The organism is Gordonia sp. (in: high G+C Gram-positive bacteria), assembly GCF_047606305.1.
Lineage (GTDB): Bacteria > Actinomycetota > Actinomycetes > Mycobacteriales > Mycobacteriaceae > Gordonia.
The window spans coordinates 1-16,942 of the sequence record NZ_JASGER010000116.1 but is presented as its reverse complement, the minus strand read 5'-3'; the positions used below and the strand labels follow the sequence as shown (position 1 = coordinate 16,942).

The 16,942-nt window shown below is 71.2% G+C and carries 21 protein-coding genes; 15 read left to right on the top strand and 6 right to left on the bottom strand.

Features of this window, described 5'->3' with window-relative positions; genetic code table 11:
• From QM634_RS15330 to QM634_RS15315, 4 genes are all read left to right on the top strand, one after another.
• A partial coding sequence (locus tag QM634_RS15330; protein ID WP_415043640.1) for a phosphatidylserine decarboxylase occupies positions 1-523 on the top strand: 523 nt, incomplete at its 5' end.
• Positions 520-1,428 carry a CDP-alcohol phosphatidyltransferase family protein gene (locus QM634_RS15325; protein WP_415043639.1) on the top strand — a complete coding sequence of 303 codons (909 nt, stop codon included), beginning with the start codon at positions 520-522 and terminating at the stop codon, positions 1,426-1,428. The genes QM634_RS15330 and QM634_RS15325, both read left to right, overlap by 4 nt.
• A gap of 25 nt (positions 1,429-1,453) precedes the next feature.
• Entirely contained in the window at positions 1,454-1,855 is a 402-nt protein-coding gene (locus QM634_RS15320) for a DUF302 domain-containing protein (RefSeq protein WP_415043638.1), read from the top strand.
• Entirely contained in the window at positions 1,855-2,115 is a 261-nt protein-coding gene (locus QM634_RS15315) for a metal-sensitive transcriptional regulator (RefSeq protein WP_415043637.1), read from the top strand. The genes QM634_RS15320 and QM634_RS15315 overlap by 1 nt, the downstream gene beginning before the upstream one ends.
• A gap of 4 nt (positions 2,116-2,119) precedes the next feature.
• Here QM634_RS15315 and QM634_RS15310 read toward each other — a convergent pair whose 3' ends face one another.
• Positions 2,120-2,533 (bottom strand): hypothetical protein, encoded by a 414-nt coding sequence (locus QM634_RS15310; RefSeq protein WP_415043636.1) that lies wholly within the window; start codon positions 2,531-2,533, stop codon positions 2,120-2,122.
• A gap of 87 nt (positions 2,534-2,620) precedes the next feature.
• On the opposite strand from QM634_RS15310, the gene QM634_RS15305 reads away from it, so the two are divergent.
• The 6 genes from QM634_RS15305 to mnhG are packed head-to-tail and all read left to right on the top strand — an operon-like array spanning position 2,621 to position 9,110.
• On the top strand, positions 2,621-5,455 hold the full coding sequence (locus QM634_RS15305; protein ID WP_415043635.1) for a Na+/H+ antiporter subunit A: 2,835 nt from the start codon (positions 2,621-2,623) through the stop codon (positions 5,453-5,455).
• Positions 5,452-6,129 (top strand): Na(+)/H(+) antiporter subunit C, encoded by a 678-nt coding sequence (locus QM634_RS15300; protein WP_415043634.1) that lies wholly within the window; start codon positions 5,452-5,454, stop codon positions 6,127-6,129. The genes QM634_RS15305 and QM634_RS15300 overlap by 4 nt, the downstream gene beginning before the upstream one ends.
• Positions 6,130-6,170: 41 nt before the next feature.
• Positions 6,171-7,802, top strand: coding sequence for a Na+/H+ antiporter subunit D (locus tag QM634_RS15295; protein WP_415043642.1), 1,632 nt, complete (start codon positions 6,171-6,173; stop codon positions 7,800-7,802).
• Positions 7,799-8,509 carry a Na+/H+ antiporter subunit E gene (locus tag QM634_RS15290; protein WP_415043633.1) on the top strand — a complete coding sequence of 237 codons (711 nt, stop codon included), beginning with the start codon at positions 7,799-7,801 and terminating at the stop codon, positions 8,507-8,509. Before QM634_RS15295 ends, QM634_RS15290 begins: the two co-directional genes overlap by 4 nt.
• A complete protein-coding gene (locus tag QM634_RS15285; RefSeq protein ID WP_415043632.1) occupies positions 8,506-8,775 on the top strand; it encodes a monovalent cation/H+ antiporter complex subunit F in 270 nt (89 codons plus the stop codon). The genes QM634_RS15290 and QM634_RS15285 overlap by 4 nt, the downstream gene beginning before the upstream one ends.
• Entirely contained in the window at positions 8,772-9,110 is a 339-nt protein-coding gene (gene mnhG, locus QM634_RS15280; RefSeq protein WP_415043631.1) for a monovalent cation/H(+) antiporter subunit G, read from the top strand. The genes QM634_RS15285 and mnhG overlap by 4 nt, the downstream gene beginning before the upstream one ends.
• Before the next feature lie 9 nt (positions 9,111-9,119).
• Here mnhG and QM634_RS15275 read toward each other — a convergent pair whose 3' ends face one another.
• Genes QM634_RS15275 through QM634_RS15260 form a run of 4 tightly spaced genes read right to left on the bottom strand, consistent with a single transcriptional unit; the run spans position 9,120 to position 12,491 of the window.
• Positions 9,120-10,910, bottom strand: coding sequence for a hypothetical protein (locus tag QM634_RS15275; RefSeq protein ID WP_415043630.1), 1,791 nt, complete (start codon positions 10,908-10,910; stop codon positions 9,120-9,122).
• Positions 10,911-10,919: 9 nt separating this feature from the next.
• Complete coding sequence (locus QM634_RS15270; RefSeq protein WP_415043629.1) at positions 10,920-11,579, bottom strand: superoxide dismutase family protein; 660 nt, start codon at positions 11,577-11,579, stop codon at positions 10,920-10,922.
• 11 nt (positions 11,580-11,590) lie between these two features.
• Positions 11,591-12,109 (bottom strand): LytR C-terminal domain-containing protein, encoded by a 519-nt coding sequence (locus QM634_RS15265; protein ID WP_415043628.1) that lies wholly within the window; start codon positions 12,107-12,109, stop codon positions 11,591-11,593.
• Positions 12,110-12,152: 43 nt separating this feature from the next.
• Complete coding sequence (locus tag QM634_RS15260; RefSeq protein WP_415043627.1) at positions 12,153-12,491, bottom strand: DUF3263 domain-containing protein; 339 nt, start codon at positions 12,489-12,491, stop codon at positions 12,153-12,155.
• A gap of 128 nt (positions 12,492-12,619) precedes the next feature.
• Between QM634_RS15260 and QM634_RS15255 the strand changes: the two genes are divergently transcribed.
• Genes QM634_RS15255 through QM634_RS15235 form a run of 5 tightly spaced genes read left to right on the top strand, consistent with a single transcriptional unit; the run spans position 12,620 to position 15,636 of the window.
• Entirely contained in the window at positions 12,620-13,222 is a 603-nt protein-coding gene (locus QM634_RS15255) for a peptide deformylase (protein WP_415043626.1), read from the top strand.
• Between the two features lie 8 nt (positions 13,223-13,230).
• The gene (locus QM634_RS15250) at positions 13,231-13,860 is read left to right on the top strand and encodes a hypothetical protein (RefSeq protein WP_415043625.1); all 630 of its coding nucleotides are present in this window, start codon (positions 13,231-13,233) and stop codon (positions 13,858-13,860) included.
• A 17-nt stretch (positions 13,861-13,877) separates the two neighbouring features.
• On the top strand, positions 13,878-14,369 hold the full coding sequence (locus tag QM634_RS15245; protein ID WP_415043624.1) for a ribonuclease domain-containing protein: 492 nt from the start codon (positions 13,878-13,880) through the stop codon (positions 14,367-14,369).
• A complete protein-coding gene (locus QM634_RS15240) occupies positions 14,366-14,845 on the top strand; it encodes a barstar family protein (RefSeq protein ID WP_415043623.1) in 480 nt (159 codons plus the stop codon). The genes QM634_RS15245 and QM634_RS15240 overlap by 4 nt, the downstream gene beginning before the upstream one ends.
• Before the next feature lie 8 nt (positions 14,846-14,853).
• Positions 14,854-15,636, top strand: coding sequence for an exodeoxyribonuclease III (locus tag QM634_RS15235; protein ID WP_415043641.1), 783 nt, complete (start codon positions 14,854-14,856; stop codon positions 15,634-15,636).
• On the opposite strand, the gene QM634_RS15230 is transcribed toward QM634_RS15235, so the two are convergent.
• On the bottom strand, positions 15,637-16,942 hold a 1,306-nt coding region (locus QM634_RS15230; protein WP_415043622.1), incomplete at its 5' end, for an ABC1 kinase family protein.

Sequence of the window (16,942 nt, the reverse complement as noted above, 5' to 3'; positions counted from 1 at the left end):
CTGCGCGGCCTTCTTCCGCCACCCCGGGCGCGTCCCGCCCACCGCCGCGGGCACGGTCGTGGCCGCCGCCGACGGCGAGGTCGCCCTCGTCGACACCGCGGTCCCACCGGCCGAGCTGGGCCTGGGCACCGACCCGCTGCCGCGCGTCTCGACCTTCCTGTCGGTCTTCGACGTGCACGTCCAGCGCGTCCCCGTGTCGGGCACCGTCACCGCCCTCGAGCACACCCCCGGCACGTTCCTGTCCGCCGACCTCCCCGAGGCCAGCACCGACAACGAGCGCACCGCCATGACGATCCGCACCGACTCCGGCGCGCAGGTCGGCGTCGTCCAGATCGCCGGGCTGATCGCCCGCCGCATCGTCAACGACGCGGCGGTCGGACAGCGGCTCACGGTGGGCGACACCTACGGCCTGATCCGCTTCGGCTCCCGCGTGGACGTCTACCTGCCCGCCGGCACCGAGCCCTCGGTCCTGGTCGGCCAGCGGACGGTCGGGGCGGAGACCCCGCTGGCGGTCCTGGCATGAGGGTCGCCGGCAGTCGGGCGCCGCGGCGCGCCGCACCCCGTCGCATCGTCCGGCGGCAGAGCGACGCCTCGTGGTCGCCGCGCATCATCGTTCCGTCGGCCCTGACGATCCTCGCGGTCTGCGCCGGCCTGACGGCGGTGCGCCTGTCCGCGGAAAAGCACGTCGACCTGGCCCTGGTGCTGGTCGTCGGCGCCGCCCTGCTCGACGGCATCGACGGCCGCGTGGCCCGGCTGATGAACGCGACGTCCAAGATCGGTGCCGAGCTCGACTCACTGGCCGACGCCATCAACTTCGGCGTCGTGCCCGGCCTGATCCTGTCGGTGACGCTGATGAACGGGCAGGACCTGGGCTGGGCCATCGTCCTGGTCTATTGCTGCGCGATCATCCTGCGACTGGCGCGGTTCAACACTCTGTCCGACGACGAGAACGCCCCGGGGTACACGCGCGACTTCTTCGTCGGCGTCCCCGCCCCGGCGGCCGCGTTGATCGCGCTCGGCCCGGTGGGCCTGCACCAGGGCCTGGGGGACGGCTGGTGGAGCTCCTTCCCCGTCGTCGGCGCGTGGACGCTGCTGGCCGCCTTCCTCGCGATCAGCCGGATCCCGACGTCCTCGCTCAAGGCGACGACCAAACTGTCGCGCGCCGCGCTGGCGCCCGCCCTGGTCCTGTTCGCGGTCGCCGCCGCCCTGCTCGTGACCTACCCGTACACGCTGATGGCGATCATCATCGGCGTGTACCTGCTGCACATCCCGTTCGCGTGGTGGGCCAACCGGTGGGTCCGTGCGCGGCCGGAGCACTGGGACTCGTTGCCGGCCGAGCGCCGCGCGCACCGTCGGATGACGAGCCGGCGCCGCCCCATCCTGGCCAAGTCGCAGGCCCGCCTGGGTCTCCGACGCCCTGGCAAATAACCCCCCAGGGGGTTATGATCGGCGCATGGAGTTCACACTTGCCGCCGACCTGCCCCTCCCCTACGACGAGGCGGTGAGCCGCACCCGCGCGGGCCTGGCCGACGCCGGCTTCGGCGTCCTCACCGAGATCGACATCAAAGCGACCCTCAAGAAGAAGATCGACGTCGACGTCCCGCCCAAGCTCATCCTCGGCGCGTGCCAGCCGACGTTCGCGCACGCCGCCCTGCAGGCCGATCCGCGCGTCGCCGCGGTCATGCCGTGCAACGTCGTGGTCTCCGCCGACGGGGAGTCGGCCAGCCGGATCGAGATCCTCGACCCGGGCACCATGGAGCAGATGACCGGCACGCCCGAGCTCGGCCCGATCGCCGAGCAGGCCCGCGGGCTCCTGTCGGACATGCTGGACGACCTGGTGAAAGCGAGCAACTAGTGCAGATCCCCGAAGCCGAACTGAAGCCCGTCCTGACCCGGATGCGCCGCGCCCACGGCCATCTGGCGTCGGTGATCCGCATGCTGGAGGAGGGCGCCGAGTGCGAGGACGCGCTGACCCAGCTGGCCGCGGTCAACAAGGCACTGGCCCGCAGCGGCTATTCGCTGGTCGCGACCGGCCTGCAGCACTGCATGCGCGAGGAAGGTCCCGACAACGTCGACGAGCAGAAGCTCGAGCGATTGTTCCTGTCGCTGGCCTGACCGGTCAGCTGACGTTGATCTGGTAGAACACCGAGTTGGGGCCGCCGGCCGCCCGCGGTGAACTGCCGACGGTGACCCAGTAGTTCTTCTTGTCCTTCTTGGTGAGGATGACCGTGCGGGTGCCGCCCTCCTCGGTGCGGCTGGACTCGGCGTAGCCCGCCTTGGTGAGCGTCTCGACGGCCGAGTCCAGGACGTTGGGTCCGCCGTACTCGCCCTGCATCGTCACCGACCAGCCGTCGGCGGCGGTGCCGGTCGCCTGCAGGACGCGCCCCTTGATCAGCGGGACCTGCTTGCTCGGGAAGTCGCCGGGCAGGCCGACGTCGGCCGGCGCCGTCGACTCCGACGAGCCGCAGCCGGCCAGCAGGCCGACCGAGAGCGCGGCGAGCACCGACAGCAGACCTAAAGCAAAACGCGTCATACCTGCAACGGTAGGGTAATAACCGCGGGTACCTCCGAAGTGACACCCCGCCGATGACCGAAGTCGACCGATCTCGACGGAGCGCCCGTGATAGCTACCCTTTCGGCACTCTCGGTCGCCGCGCTGGTCGCGCCGGCCGTGATGTGGCGGCTGGGACCCAAGGGCTTCTACGTCATCGCCCTCGCCCCCCTGGCCGCGCTCGGCTGGGTGATCGCGCACTGGCCCACCGGCGGACGCCCCGTCACCGAGACCGCCCACTGGGTGCCGCGGCTCCACATGGACCTCGACTTCCGGATGGACACCCTCGCCGCGGTCCTGTCGGTCCTCATCCTGGGCATCGGCGCCCTGGTCCTGGTCTACTGCGCCCACTACTTCGACGCGATGCGTCCCCGCGTCGCCGTGTTCGGTGGCGAGATGCTCGCCTTCGCCACCGCGATGTTCGGTCTGGTGATCTCCGACAACACGCTCGTGCTGTACGTGTTCTGGGAGATCACGACCGTCCTGTCCTTCCTGCTCGTCGGGTTCTACGGCGTTCGCGCCAGCTCCCGCCGCGCCGCCACCCAGGCGCTGCTGGTCACGACGCTCGGCGGGCTGGCCATGCTCGGCGGCATCATCGCGCTCGGCACCAGGCTCGGCACCTACAACCTGTCGGAGATGGTCGCGGCCAAGCCGACCGGCGTCTTCGCCGACGTGGCGATCGCCGCCATCCTCGTCGGCGCCCTGTCCAAGTCGGCGATCGTCCCGCTGCACTTCTGGCTGCCCGGTGCCATGGCCGCGCCCACCCCGGTCAGCGCCTACCTGCACGCCGCGGCGATGGTGAAGGCCGGCGTCTACCTCGTCGCGCGCCTGGCCCCCGGGTTCGCGGCGCTGCCGGTCTGGCAGGTGCTGGTCCTGGGACTCGGCGCGGTGACGATGCTCGTGGGCGGCTGGCGCTCCCTGCGCGAGCTCGACCTCAAGCTGATCCTCGCCTACGGCACCGTGTCCCAGCTCGGCTTCCTGATGGTGCTGGTCGGCTTCGGCGACGCCAACGTCGCGCTCGCCGGACTCGCCATGCTCTGCGCGCACGCCCTGTTCAAGGCCTGCCTGTTCATGGTCGTCGGCATCATCGACCACTCGACCGGTACCCGCGACCTGCGCAAGCTCGCCCGCCTCGGCGAGAAGATGCCGGTCCTGGCGGGCATCGCCGCGATCGCGGCCGCCAGCATGGCCGGACTGCCGTTCACGCTGGGCTTCGTCGGGAAGGAGACCGCTTTCGGGGCCGTGTGGAGCACCGGCGCGCTGAGCGTGTGGCAGGCGCACACCACCGACCTGGTGCTGCTGGTCGGCGCCATCATCACCATGGCGTACACGACCCGCTTCCTGTGGGGCGCCTTCGGCCGCAAGGTCCGCGAGGTGCCCAGCCTCGCGGTCAGCCGGGCACATCGGCCGCACCCGATGTTCCTGGTGCCGCCGGGCGTCCTGGCCGTCGGGGGCGTGATCGGCGGCTTCTCCTCCGCTCGCCTCGGCGACCTCTTCGAGCCGTATGCCGAATCGCTGCCGACGTGGGGCCACCCGCTCGAGCACCTGGGCATGTGGCACGGCTTCGGGCTGCCGGTGGTCTTCTCGGCGATCGCCATCGTCGTCGGCGTCGCAACCTTCCTCGTCGTGCGCTGGCAGCGCGACCACCTGTTCGTGCGGCCGCCGATCATCAACGCCAACGCCGCCTACGACGCGGTGCTGCGGACCGTCGACTCGCTGTCGTTGCGGATCACGCGCACCACCCAGCGCGGTTCGCTGCCGATCACCCAGGGCGTCATCCTCGCCACCGCGGTGGTGCTGCCGATGACCGCGCTGTTCACCGGCGCGCGCACCGTGCTGCACCCGGCCGGGTTCGACGCCCCCGCCCAGGCCGTCGTCGCACTGCTCATGCTGGCCGCGGCGATCGCCGTCGCCGTCCTGCGCAACCGCCTGGCCGCGGTCCTGGCCATCGGCCTCAACGGCTACGGCTGCGTGTACCTGTTCGCCCGGCACGGCGCCCCCGACCTGGCGCTCACCCAGGCCCTCGTCGAGACCCTGACGCTGGTGATCTTCGTGCTGGTGCTGCGCAAGCTGCCCGCCGAGTCGCCGTGGCACCGCCCGACCGGCGCCACCAACGCCCTGCGCGTCCTGATCGCCGCCGCGGTCGGTGCGACCGTCGTCGTGATGGGCGTCTTCGCGGCGGCCGCGCGCTCGAGCCGCCCGCTGCACGAGATCATCCCCGACCTGGCCTACCGCATCGGCCACGGCGCCAACGCGGTCAACGTGCTGCTCGTGGACATCCGTGCGTGGGACACCCTCGGCGAGATCTCGGTGCTCATCGTCGCGGCCACCGGCGTCGCGTCGATGGTGTTCCGCAACCGGCGCTTCGGCGCCGCCCCCCGGGTGGCCGACGTGACCCAGGACGCCGACCGACACCCGCAGGACCGCACCACCTGGCTCCTGGGCAGCGACCTGCGCGATCCGCGGCACCGGTCCCTGGTGCTGGAGGCGACCACCCGCCTGGTGTTCCCGACGATGGTGGTCCTGTCGGTGTTCTTCTTCTACGCCGGGCACAACGCCCCCGGCGGCGGCTTCGCCGGCGGCCTGACCATGGGCCTGGCGCTGGTGCTGCGCTATCTCGCCGGTGGCCGCTACGAACTCGGCGAGGCGCTGCCGATCGAGGCCGGCACCATCCTGGGCACCGGGCTGGCGATCTCCGGCGGCACCGCGGCCGCTTCGCTGTTCTTCGGCGCGCCGGCCCTGTCCTCGGCGGTCCTGGAGGTCACGCTGCCGGTGCTCGGCGAGATCCACCTGGTCACCGCCATGTTCTTCGACCTGGGCATCTACCTGATCGTGGTCGGCCTGGTGCTCGACATCCTGCGCAGCCTCGGCGCGCGCCTCGACGTCGAGGCCGATGCCCGATGAGTGTCAACCTGCCCCTCCTGGTCGTCCTCGGCGGCATCGTCGCCTGCGGCGCCTACCTGCTGATGGACCGGTCGCTGATCAAGATGCTGCTCGGGCTGATGCTCGTCGGCAACGCCATCAACGTGCTGATCCTCACCATCGCCGGACCCAGCGGCAAGCCACCGATCCGGGGGCACTCGGCCGGCGACCGCACCGACACCGCCGACCCGCTCGCGCAGGCGATGATCCTCACCGCGATCGTCATCATGATGGGCGTCGCCGCCTTCGTGCTCGCGCTGGTCTACCGGCTCTACGTCCTCAACCGCGACGAGGGCGAGGACGACGACGAAATCGAGGACGATCCCGAGGACCTCAAGATCCTCACCGGATCCCTCGACACCGCCGGCGACCGCGACCGCAGCGACGACCCGCTGACCCTGGCCGACACCGCTGCCGGCGACCGGTTCGACGAGCAGGGCCATCCGCTCACCGCCGAGGAGTTCGAGGCGCTGCACCGCACCGTCATCGAGACCGACCTGATCACGATCGGCGATGACGACGACGTCGTCGACGAGCTGCACAGCCCGGACGAGGCCGACGACGACAACTACTGCGTCATCCCCAGCCCGGACGACGACGAGTGCACCCCCGACGGGACGCTGCGCCCCGACGACGACCGGGGGGTGGACCCGTGATCCCCGACATCCCGCTGTCCTGGTTCCCGGTGCTCATCGTCATGCCGACGCTGGTGCCGCTGATCGGCGCCGCGATCACCCTGGTGGCCGCCCGCAGCCCCCGCCTGCAGCGCGCGATCACCGTCCTGGCGATCACCACCGCGCTCGGCGCCTCGCTGCTGATGCTGTTCGGCGTCAGCAAGCACGGCACGCAGGCCATCGCCATCGGCGGGTGGAGCGCCGACGTCGATGGCGGGCGACACAAGCGCCTCGGCCCGCTGGGCATCACCCTGGTCGTCGACCACCTGTCGGCGATGATGCTGGTCGTATCGGCGACCGTCCTGCTCGCCGTCATCCTGTACGCCATCGGCCAGGGTCTGCGCGACGGCACCGAGGCGCAGCCGGTGTCGATCTTCCAGCCGACCTATCTGATCCTGTGCGCGGGCGTGTGCAACGCCTTCCTCGCCGGCGACCTGTTCAACCTGTACGTCTCCTTCGAGGTGCTGCTCACCGCGAGCTACGTGCTGCTCACCGTCGGCGCCAGCGTCGACCGCGTCCGTGCCGGCGCCATGTACGTGATGGTCTCGATGGTGTCGTCGCTGATCTTCCTGGTCGGCATCGCCTTCGCCTACGCCACGACGGGCACGCTGAACCTCGCCGAGATGTCGCTGCGCCTGAACTCGCCGGAGATGCTGGCGCACAACTCCGGAACCCGCAACGCCCTGTTCGCGGTGCTCCTGGTGGCGTTCGGCATCAAGGCCGCCGTCTTCCCGCTGTCGACGTGGCTGCCCGACTCCTATCCGACGGCGCCGGCCCCGGTCACCGCAGTCTTCGCCGGGTTGCTCACCAAGGTCGGCGTGTACGCGATCATCCGCGCGCACACGCTGCTGTTCCCCGGCGGCTCGATGGACTCGGTCCTGATGATCGCGGGCCTGCTCACCATGCTCGTCGGCATCGCCGGCGCGATCGCCCAGTCCGACATCAAACGACTGCTGTCGTTCACCCTGGTCAGCCATATCGGCTACATGATCTTCGGCATCGCGCTCTCGTCGAAGATCGGCATGGCCGCGGCCATCTACTACGTGGCCCACCACATCCTCGTGCAGACCACCCTCTTCCTGGTGGTGGGCCTGATCGAACGCCAGGCGGGCTCGTCGTCGCTGCGCCGCCTCGGCGGCCTGATCGGCACCCCGCTGCTCGCGGTCCTCTACCTGATCCCCGCGCTCAACCTGGGCGGCATCCCGCCGTTCTCCGGGTTCATCGGGAAGGTGGCGCTGCTGCAGGCCGGCGCCGTCGACGGGTCCGTGCTCGCCTGGACGCTGGTGATCGGCGGCCTGGTCACCAGCCTGCTCACCCTCTACGTCGTGGCCCGCATCTGGACCAAGGCCTTCTGGCGGGCGCGGGCCGACGCCCCCGAGGGCGACCTGTCCGACGAACGCCCGTCGGCCCTGATGGACGAGAGCACCGACATCGCCTACTCCGACCGTGACGACGTGGGCTCGATGCCGCCGGGCATGGTGATCCCGACGGTCGCGATGGTCCTCGTCGGGCTGGCCATGACCATCTGGGCCGGGCCGATCATGAACTACGCCGACCGGGCCGCGGCCGACGTCGTCGACCCGAGGATCTACGTCCACGCCGTCACCGACATCGGCGTCGCACACCCCGAGCACACCGCCGGGGGTGGCGGATGAGGGCGGCGCTGATCAACGCCTGGCGGCTGACGCTGTTGGGCGTGTTCTGGGTGTTCGGCACCGTGTTCGTCTGGCTCGCCGAGCACGTCCGGGTGCCGCACTGGATCGGCGGCGACCTGCGCGAGGTCGGCGTCCGGCTGTGGACCGCCTCGTGGCTCACCTTCGTCTGGGTCCTGCTGTGGGGTCGGATCTCGTGGGCCAACGTCATCGGCGGCTTCGCGGTGGCGCTCGCCATCATGCTGGTCCTGCCGCTGCCCCGCGTGCCGGTCGAGGGCCGCCTGCACCCGGTGTCCATCGCGATCCTGCTGGTGCGCCTGATCGGCGACTTCTTCCTGTCCTCGATGCAGGTCGCGTGGGCGGCCGTCCGACCCGCCCGTCCCCCGCTGGGCGCCGTGGTGCGCCGGCGCGTCGCGATCAAGTCCGACATGGTGCTGACGCTGGCCATCAACTACATCAACCTGGTGCCCGGCACGCTCGTCGTCGAGATCGACCACCGCCGGCGCCTGCTGTACATCCACGTCTTCGACCTCTCCTCCCCCAAGCGGGTGGAGCGGTTCGACAAGCAGATCGCCTTCATCGAGCGCGCCTTCATCCACGCCTTCGAGCGGGACAGCGAATGGCATCCGAGCCCCTACCACGGCATCGACGACGAATACCACCAACGCGTCCTGGCCCAGCGCGAGGTCGACGGAAGGGAGCCCCGATGAGCACCATCGACATCCTCTGGCTGGTCGCGGCGGGCATGCTCCTGGCCGCCTCCTGCCTGGCCGCCTTCCGCGTGCTCGGCGGGCCGACGACGCTCGACCGGCTCGTCGCGCTGGACATGACAATCGCGCTGACCATGTGCGGGCTGGCCCTGTGGGCGGGCACCAGCGGCGATTCGACGGTCGTCTCGGCCATCGTGGCGATCGCGCTGGTCAACTTCATCGGGTCGATCGCCGTCGCCCGCTACCGTGTCCGGGACGACCAATGAGCACGGCCGAGATCATCAGCACCGCCCTGGTCCTGGGCGGCTCCCTCGTCGCGCTCACCGCGTCGATCGGGCTGCTCCGCTTCCGCGACACCCTCTCGCGCATGCACGCCGCGACCAAGCCGCAGACCTTCGGCCTGCTCCTCGTGTTGAGCGGCGTCGGGGTCCGCCTGGGCGAGAACGTCGACGTCGGGATGCTGGTGCTGGCCGGCCTGTTCGCGATGATCACCGCACCCGTGGTCGCCCAGCGCATCGGCCAGTTGGCCTACCGGGAGCAGCGTGCCGACAGCGGGCTCACGCGCACGCCGACCGAGGTCGCCACCCGCGACGACGACTAGCAGACGGGTCTAGCGGCTCGGGTCCACCCGGCCGCGCCATTGGGTGCGGTGTGAGAGTCGGCGGCGCATCCGCCCGAAGACCAGCACCATCGAGAGCACCACCAGCAGCACGATCAGGCCGATCTGGATGGCCGCGTCGTTGACGACGGTGACAACACCGAGCAGGGCGACGGCGAGCACCAGGAGGATCTCGCGCAGCTCCACGTAGAACCGGTGCAGCCGCCCGGGCCGCGCGCGCACCGTGGGCAGGGTCTGCCCGGTGACGCCGAGGCGGGTGCGCAGCTCGGCGTCGATGAACGCCAGCGGCAGTTCGTGGCCGACGCCCAGCGTCTCGTTCGCCGCCGGGAATCGTGCGCCCCACGACCCACCGGTGATCTTGCGGCGCATGTCCTCGACCTCCGAGGGCACCTCGAAAACCTTCAGCACGACCGACGGGACGTCGCCGGACGGTCCCGGGTTGCCCTCCAGGACCACGTAGTCGCCGCTCTCGATGCCCAGCACGTCGATCGCCAGTCGCGACATCAGCACCACGTCGCGCTCCGCGGTGGCCGTGTCGGCCAGGGTCACGCGCATGGTGAGGTAGGTGGGTTTGCCGAGCAGCCAGTCCATCGACCGCACGCGTCGGACGCGCGCCGGGCGGATGGCCACGGCGTCGCCGCGCTCGATCCCGCAGGCGATGCGCAGCACCTGGTCGATCTGGGCGCTGCCGGGCTCGGGTTCGGCGGGCGCGTCGGGGTCGCGGGGGTAGACGGCCGCCAGTGCGGACGGCGTCGCGGCCCCGTGCTGGGCATACAGGGCCGCCGAGCGCAGCACCACGACCTTCGGGTTGCCGAGCTTCTCGACGTCGGCGGGCGCCAGCCGGATGACGGACTTGCCGCCGCGGCGCAACCCGTCCGGGCTGCCGTCGCCCCAGACGAGCATCGTGTCGTCGGGTCCGGCCTTCCCCGCCTCGGCGATGTCCACGGGGCGCTCCAGGCCGCCGTAGCGGTGTGCGGTCGGCCGGCCCATCTCGTCGGCCAGCTCGAAGAAGGCGTTGTCGCGGACCCGGGTCAGCAGGTCGGGGTCGCCGGCGAGCACCTCGTGCAGCTGCACCTGGTCCAGCGCGCCCGGGGCCTGCTGCTCGTCGCCGGGCACGACCATCGGGATCGGCTCGCCGTCGGCATCGGTGAGCACCCCGCCGGGAGCGACGTACGCGTAGACGCCGGGCAATCGTTCACCGGTCTCCAACTGCACCGACACCCCGTGGGACGCATCGAGCCAGACGCGTCGGTAGCCGGTCTCGGAGCGGTCCAACTCGTCGAGCTGGGCGTCGTCGAGGAGCTGCACGGCCAGCGTCGTCTGCGCGTCGGCGACCGGGAAGATCGTGGCGGCGACGTAACCGAAGTGCGTCAACGTCGGCATGTAGCCCACGCGGGCGCCGGTGACGCGGGCCCGCACCTGCGGGATGAACAGCGCCTCGGGGCGGGAGGCGAACTTGAACCGCAGCTGCGCGGGCGAGGCGTTCGACCCGATGGCCAGCACCGGGGTCCGGCTGTCGACGGTCGCGTAGTGCAGGTTCTCGGCCAAGCGGCCCAGCTGCAGGGCGGCGCCGTCGGGACGGTCGACGGCCCGCAGGTCGCGCACCCGGCACACCCCCAGGCGCACCGGCGCCGACGCCTCCCATGCGAGCGCGAAGCCGTCGCGGTCGTTGATCTCCCACATCGTGTCGGCCGCGATGACCGCCGAGTGGTCGGGCCACTGCCCGGGATAGGTCAGCGGCTCGCGCCGCGGCGCCGACGATGCGGCGAACGGATCCCCCATGCGGCGGGGCTAGTCCTTGATGACGCCGCAGGCCGCGCGCGCGCCCGCGTCACCGGTGGACATCGTCTTCTCGTCCGGGCCGGGCTTGCCCGCCGCGCTGTAGCGGTCCGGGATGTTGGCGAAGTTGTCCGCACCGGCGTGGATGATGATCGACTTGCCGGTGATCTCATCGAGGCTGACGGCCTGCGTCGACGTCGACGTCGAGCCGGCGCCCTTGTCGTCGATGTAGATCGACACCAGGTCGCCGCTGGAGGGGTGACCGGTGTGGCCGCCGACCTGCAGGTGGCCGCCGGCGCTGCTGAACGGCTCGGCACCGGATGCGTCGCAGACGCCGTTGGCGTGGATGTGCATGCCGTGGAAGCCCGGCTCCAGGCCCTGCTTGACCGTGACGAGCACCTTCACACCCTTGCCGTCCTTGGTGAAGGTCGCGGTGCCGATCTCCTCGCCCTTGGCGTCGCGCAGCTTCGCGACGGCCTGGTCGCCGCCACTCTCGCCATGCCCCTCGGGCTGTTCCTCGACGACACCGCCGGGCGCACCCTGGTCGCCGGTGACGACCGGCGGATTGGTGCCGGGCACGGTCGACGGCTCCTCCCCGTTGCTGCACCCGGCCAGGGCCAGGCCGACGGTCGCGGCACCGGCGAGGAGAACGGTGGTCTTCGACGGGAACATGGCAGATCCTCTCACTGGTTGACGGCGATCACGAGCACACCGCCGGCGCACTCGGGAAGTTTCGTCGCACTGGCCGGGCGCGCCTCGACGCTGTACCCGCCGCCCAGTGCGGTGGCCAGCTCCTTGGCGGCGGCCTCGTCGCCGGAGCGGAAGAAGATGGTGTTCTCGGTCATCGAACTCGACGACAGGTTGCCCGGCTCATCGGTCTTGTAACCCTTGGCCTTGAGCTGGTCGGTCACCGTGGTCGCCAGACCCTTGACCTCGCCCGCGTTGATCACGCAGACCTTCACGCCCTTCGCCTGCGGCTGCGGCTTGGGGGCCGGCGGCGCGGTCGAGGCAGGCGGCTGGGCCTGGCCCGGCTGGGCCGGTGCCTGCGAGGTCGGCGCGGGACCGGTGGGGGTGGTGTCGTCGTCGCCGCCGCTGCTCAGCAGTCGGTGGGTGCCGAGTCCGAAGAAGACGACGGCCACGGCCAGCAGCAACATGGCGCCCGCCCGCAACGGCAGTCGATTGGATTCGCGTTCGCTAGTCATCAGGCCCAACTCTATCTCAGCGATACCGGGCGCAGGGGCTCCGCTACTGAGTCAGGTCGAAGCCCAGGCGGCGCGCGGCGCGGGCCTTCTGGCGCGAGGCGCGCAAGCGGCGCAGCCGCTTGACCAGCATCGGGTCGGCGGCGAGGGCCTCGGGGCGGTCCACCAGGGCGTTCAACACCTGGTAGTAGCGGGTGGCCGACAGCCCGAACAGCTCTTTGATCGCGTCTTCCTTGGCGCCGGCGTACTTCCACCACTGCCGCTCGAAGGAGAGGATTTCGTGCTCGCGGCGCGACAGGCCGTCGGCCCCGACCTCGTTCGGGTCGAGAGTGGGGTCGTCCCCCGCCTTGTGGCTCTGCTGATTTCGCGCAGTGGCCCCGTCCATCACGCTCCCTTAAACATTCACGTATGCCCACGCCGGTGTGACTCGGTAGTTATCTAACCACGGGGCGGGGGCCGCACCGCGTCGTGACGCGCCGAGGACGCGCACACCCGTGTGAAACACTGTCCCCCATGGCGATTCTCCCGATTTGCATCATCGGCGAGCCCGTCCTGCACGAGCCGACCGCCCCGGTCGAGCTCGACGCGCACGGCAAACCCAGCGCCCAGGACGTGGCCCTGCTCGACGACATGTACGCGACGATGGATGCCGCCAACGGCGTCGGATTGGCCGCGAACCAGGTGGGCGTCGGCAAGCGCATGTTCGTCTACGACTGCCCCGACGGGGAGTCGCGGGCGGCCAAGCGCCGCCGCGGCGAGGTCATCAACCCGGTGCTGGAGACCTCGGAGATCCCCGAGACGATGCCCGACCCGGAGGACGACGACGAGGGCTGCCTCTCGGTGCCCGGGTACCAGTTCCCCACCGGTCGCGCCGACTGGGCGCGCGTCACGGGGGTCGACCGCAACGGCGACCCGGTGGACATCGAGGGCCGCGGCTTCTTCGCCCGCATGCTGCAGCACGAGACCGGGCACCTGGACGGCTTCCTGTATGTGGACGTCCTGGTCGGCCGCAATGCCCGCGCCGCGAAGAAGGCCGTGAAGAAGGAGGGCTGGGGCACCCCCGGCCAGACCTGGATGCCGGGCGAGGGCGACGATCCGTTCGGCCACGACGACTGAGCACCGCGATGTTCGTCGGTGACCGGGTGGTCGTGCGGTACCGGCTGGCGCCCGGTGCGCCCGGCGACTGGCGCGGGGCCGGTGACGCCACCCTGTCCGACGTGACTGGGATCGTCGTCGACGCCGGTGACCCGCTCGTCCTCACCCGCGTCACACCGTCGGCGGTCGCCTCCGACGATCACGTCCGCCTGCCCCGTGAACTCATCACCTCCGTCCGACTGCTGCCCTACCGCGCGGTGCGCAACCGGGAGATCCGCGACGTGGCGCTGCGGGCGATCGACGCCCCGGTCACTGCGGACGTGGCGGGTTGGCGCGCCCGCGCCGGCATCCCCGACGCCTCGGCGGTGCCCGCCACCATGGGCGCGCGGCTGGACTCGGCCGCCGTGGACGCGCTGCGCCGCTGGTACGGCGAGCACGACCTGCCGGCGCTCGTCGAACTCCCCGAGCGCCTGGTGTCCGGGGCGACGGCCGGTGCACCCGTCGGCGGCGAGTACCACCGGCTGGTCCGCGTCGGGCCCGACGGCACCGAATCCGACATCGTCACCGTGCCCGCCGACGACCTGCGGCGCGGCGCGCGGCTGCGGGCCGACGGATTCGCGCTGCACCACCGGGTGACTTATCGCGACCTCGGGCGCTGACGGCTAATCTGAGCGGGATGTCCTCCAACAAAGCCGCCGCCACCTGGTTCACCGTCGGCGTCGCGGCCACCATCCTCGTCGTCGGACTCGTCTGGGTCCTCGGCGGATTCGGCTCGCACTCGAGCGCGCCGAGCGCCGACGAGCGCGGCGGCCCCGCTGCGGTCCAACACGACCACCAGCAGTACGAGCGCGGCGGCCGTGAGACCGGCAACGCTCCTGCCCGCGTGCTGCGCACCCTGTCGCTCGTCGACGCCGGGCAGTGGCCGGAGGCGGCGAACGCCCCCGGCACCAGCGGTGGTCGCACCTTCCGCAACAACGAGGGGCAGCTGCCCAAGACCGACTCGACCGGGGCACGCGCGCGCTACCAGGAGTGGGATGTGAACCCGAAGAGACCGGGCCGGGGGCGCGACGCGGAGCGGATCATCACCGGTGCCGACGGGTCGGCCTGGTACACCCTCGACCACTATCGGACCTTCCACCAGATCCGCGGACCAGGAGCGCACCGATGAGCACCGCACCCGTCAGCCTGGACGAGTTCCTCGCCGCGACCGCCGACGGCGGGCCGGCGGTCGCGCTGAAGGTCGTGGACGCGCGCACCACCGTGCCGGCCACCGACCTGGACGGCGTGCTGACCCGTCGTCTCGACGCCCGCGAGGCCCGCACGCTGCCGGCCTTCTACCGGGCGGTGGCCACGGCGTGGGACTTCCCGAAGCACTTCGGGTCCAACAAGGACGCCTTCGACGACTGCATGACCGATCTGCCGGCGGCCAAGCGCGGGTACCTCACCGAGGTCACCCACCCGGCGGCGCTGCTGGAGAAGGACGCCGACGATCTTGAGTGGTTCGCCGGGTCGATCGGCTTCTACGCGGGCGAGTACGGCCCCGCACGGCAGTTCGGCGTCCTGCTGCTGGCCCCCGAGCGCGAGGTCGCGCAGACCCGGGCCGCGTGGCGCGCGGCGGGCGTCGACGTCGTCACCGTCGAGTGAGCGGCACCGTGCGGATCGCCTCGTGGAATGTGAACTCGATCCGCGCGCGGTCGGAGTCGATCGTCGCCTGGGCGCACGACTCGGGCATCGACGTCCTCGCGATGCAGGAGACCAAGTGCACCGATGACGGCTTCCCGGTGATGAGCTTCCTGGCCGCCGGCTACGACGTCGCCTTCACCGGATCCGGCGGCTACAACGGTGTCGCCATCGCCTCCCGGGTGGGCCTCGACGAGGTGGAGTACGGCTTCGAGGGGCAGCCCGCCTTCGACGGGGAACTCGAGGCCCGCGCCCTCTCGGCGGTGTGCGACGGCGTGCGGGTCTGGAGCCTGTACGTCCCCAACGGTCGGGCTCCGGGGGATCCGCACTTCGCCTACAAGCTCGAGTGGCTCGCGGCGCTGCGGGACCGGGCCGCCCTCTGGCTGGCCCACGACCCGGCGGCGCAGATCGCACTGGCCGGCGATTGGAACGTCGCCCCCACCGACGACGACGTGTGGGACGCCGCCGAGTTCGTCGGCAAGACCCACGTGACCGAGGAGGAGCGCGCGGCCTTCGCAGCCTTCGCCGACGCCGGGTATGCCGATGCGGCCCGCCCCTTCCTCGACGAGAAGAAGACCTTCACCTTCTGGGACTACCAGCAGCTGCGCTTCCCGCGGAACCAGGGCATGCGGATCGACTTCCTGCTGTGCTCGCCGGCGCTGGGCGACCGCGTCTTCGGCGCGAGCATCGACAAGGCCGCGCGCAAGGCGCCGGGCGCCAGCGACCACGCGCCGGTCGTCCTCGAACTGCACTGATCAGCGCGCGCGGTCGGCACTCCATCGGGCGATGCGCTCCCCCAGTTCGGTGGCCGGTCCGGTCATGGTGAGGGTCTCGCGGGCGATCGCCGACCACGGTCCGGCCGCCTCCAACCGCCCGAGCAGCCCGCACGTGGCCAGCTCGTTGCGACGGCCGAAGGCATGGCCCTGCACCAGCGCCTGACCCGACATCGCCTCGGCGTGCTCGCCCCGCATCATCAGCGCGGAGGCCGCCGAGCGCGCGGCGACGTCGGCGTCGATCCGGTGCACGCCGTCGTGCAGGTGCCAGCCGACGACGTCGTCGATGTAGGAGCCGAAGGTCTCGGCGGTGACCAGCTCGCCGTCGACGATGAAGCCGCTCTGCTCGGCCAACCGGTAGGCGCCGTCGAGGTTGCCGCGCAGCAGGGCGCTGAAGATGATGCGCTCGACGGCCAGTTGGGCCATGGTCAGCTCGATGCACAGCCCGTAGTCGACGAACCCGACGCGACCGTCGGGCAGCACGAGGATGTTGCCGGGGTGCGGGTCGGCGACGAACCGCCCGGTTCGATACATCTCGCCGCAGTAGAAGCGGTACACGATCTCGCCGATACGGTCCCGCTGCTCCTGTGGGAGGGTCGACGCCTCGTCGAACCCGACGCCGGGCAGCCACTCGGAGACCAGGACCTCGTCGGTGCAGAGCTCGGCGACGACGTCGGGGACGGCGAACGCCGGATGGTCGGCGAACCGGCAGGCGTAGTCGTGCTGGTCGGCGGCCTCGCCGGCGAAGTCGAGTTCGCCGCTGATCTGGCGGATGACCTCGTCGACGATCGTCGCCGCGTTGGCCGCCGGCAGGTGCTTGGCGAAGGTCCGGGTGAGCATGCGCAGGTTCTTGAGGTCGGCGCGGACCATGCGGTCGATGTCGGGATACTTCACCTTCACCGCGACGTCGCGGCCGTCACACAGCGTGCCCCGGTAGACCTGACCGATCGACGCCGCCGCGACGGGCCCCTCGATCGTCTCGATCAGGTCGTGGCGGTCGCCGAGCGAGCGGCGCAGGGTCGCGTCCATCGCGGCGGCGTCCCACTGCGGCGCGGAGTCGAAGACCGGGGCGAGACGACGCGTGAACTCGGCGCGGGTCTGCGGGTTCTCGACACCGAGGCCGACGACGCCGATCACCTGGCCGAGCTTCTGCGCCGCGCCGCGCAGTCCGCCGGCGGTCGCCGCGATGTCGTCGGCGAGTTTGAGCAGCGAGGCATCCTGCGCCGCCGCCGCGGCCTCGGGACCGCGCCACGGCGCCATCGCGGCGTTGAGGGCGCCACGGCCGGCG

Coding starts and splice junctions, on each gene's coding strand:
- QM634_RS15325 (WP_415043639.1), top strand. CDS start 520: ATGAGGGTCGCCGGCAGTCGGGCGCCGCGGCGCGCCGCACCCCGTCGC.
- QM634_RS15320 (WP_415043638.1), top strand. CDS start 1,454: ATGGAGTTCACACTTGCCGCCGACCTGCCCCTCCCCTACGACGAGGCG.
- QM634_RS15310 (WP_415043636.1), bottom strand. CDS start 2,533: ATGACGCGTTTTGCTTTAGGTCTGCTGTCGGTGCTCGCCGCGCTCTCG.
- QM634_RS15300 (WP_415043634.1), top strand. CDS start 5,452: ATGAGTGTCAACCTGCCCCTCCTGGTCGTCCTCGGCGGCATCGTCGCC.
- QM634_RS15295 (WP_415043642.1), top strand. CDS start 6,171: ATGCCGACGCTGGTGCCGCTGATCGGCGCCGCGATCACCCTGGTGGCC.
- QM634_RS15290 (WP_415043633.1), top strand. CDS start 7,799: ATGAGGGCGGCGCTGATCAACGCCTGGCGGCTGACGCTGTTGGGCGTG.
- QM634_RS15285 (WP_415043632.1), top strand. CDS start 8,506: ATGAGCACCATCGACATCCTCTGGCTGGTCGCGGCGGGCATGCTCCTG.
- mnhG (WP_415043631.1), top strand. CDS start 8,772: ATGAGCACGGCCGAGATCATCAGCACCGCCCTGGTCCTGGGCGGCTCC.
- QM634_RS15275 (WP_415043630.1), bottom strand. CDS start 10,910: ATGGGGGATCCGTTCGCCGCATCGTCGGCGCCGCGGCGCGAGCCGCTG.
- QM634_RS15270 (WP_415043629.1), bottom strand. CDS start 11,579: ATGTTCCCGTCGAAGACCACCGTTCTCCTCGCCGGTGCCGCGACCGTC.
- QM634_RS15265 (WP_415043628.1), bottom strand. CDS start 12,109: ATGACTAGCGAACGCGAATCCAATCGACTGCCGTTGCGGGCGGGCGCC.
- QM634_RS15260 (WP_415043627.1), bottom strand. CDS start 12,491: ATGGACGGGGCCACTGCGCGAAATCAGCAGAGCCACAAGGCGGGGGAC.
- QM634_RS15255 (WP_415043626.1), top strand. CDS start 12,620: ATGGCGATTCTCCCGATTTGCATCATCGGCGAGCCCGTCCTGCACGAG.
- QM634_RS15250 (WP_415043625.1), top strand. CDS start 13,231: ATGTTCGTCGGTGACCGGGTGGTCGTGCGGTACCGGCTGGCGCCCGGT.
- QM634_RS15245 (WP_415043624.1), top strand. CDS start 13,878: ATGTCCTCCAACAAAGCCGCCGCCACCTGGTTCACCGTCGGCGTCGCG.
- QM634_RS15240 (WP_415043623.1), top strand. CDS start 14,366: ATGAGCACCGCACCCGTCAGCCTGGACGAGTTCCTCGCCGCGACCGCC.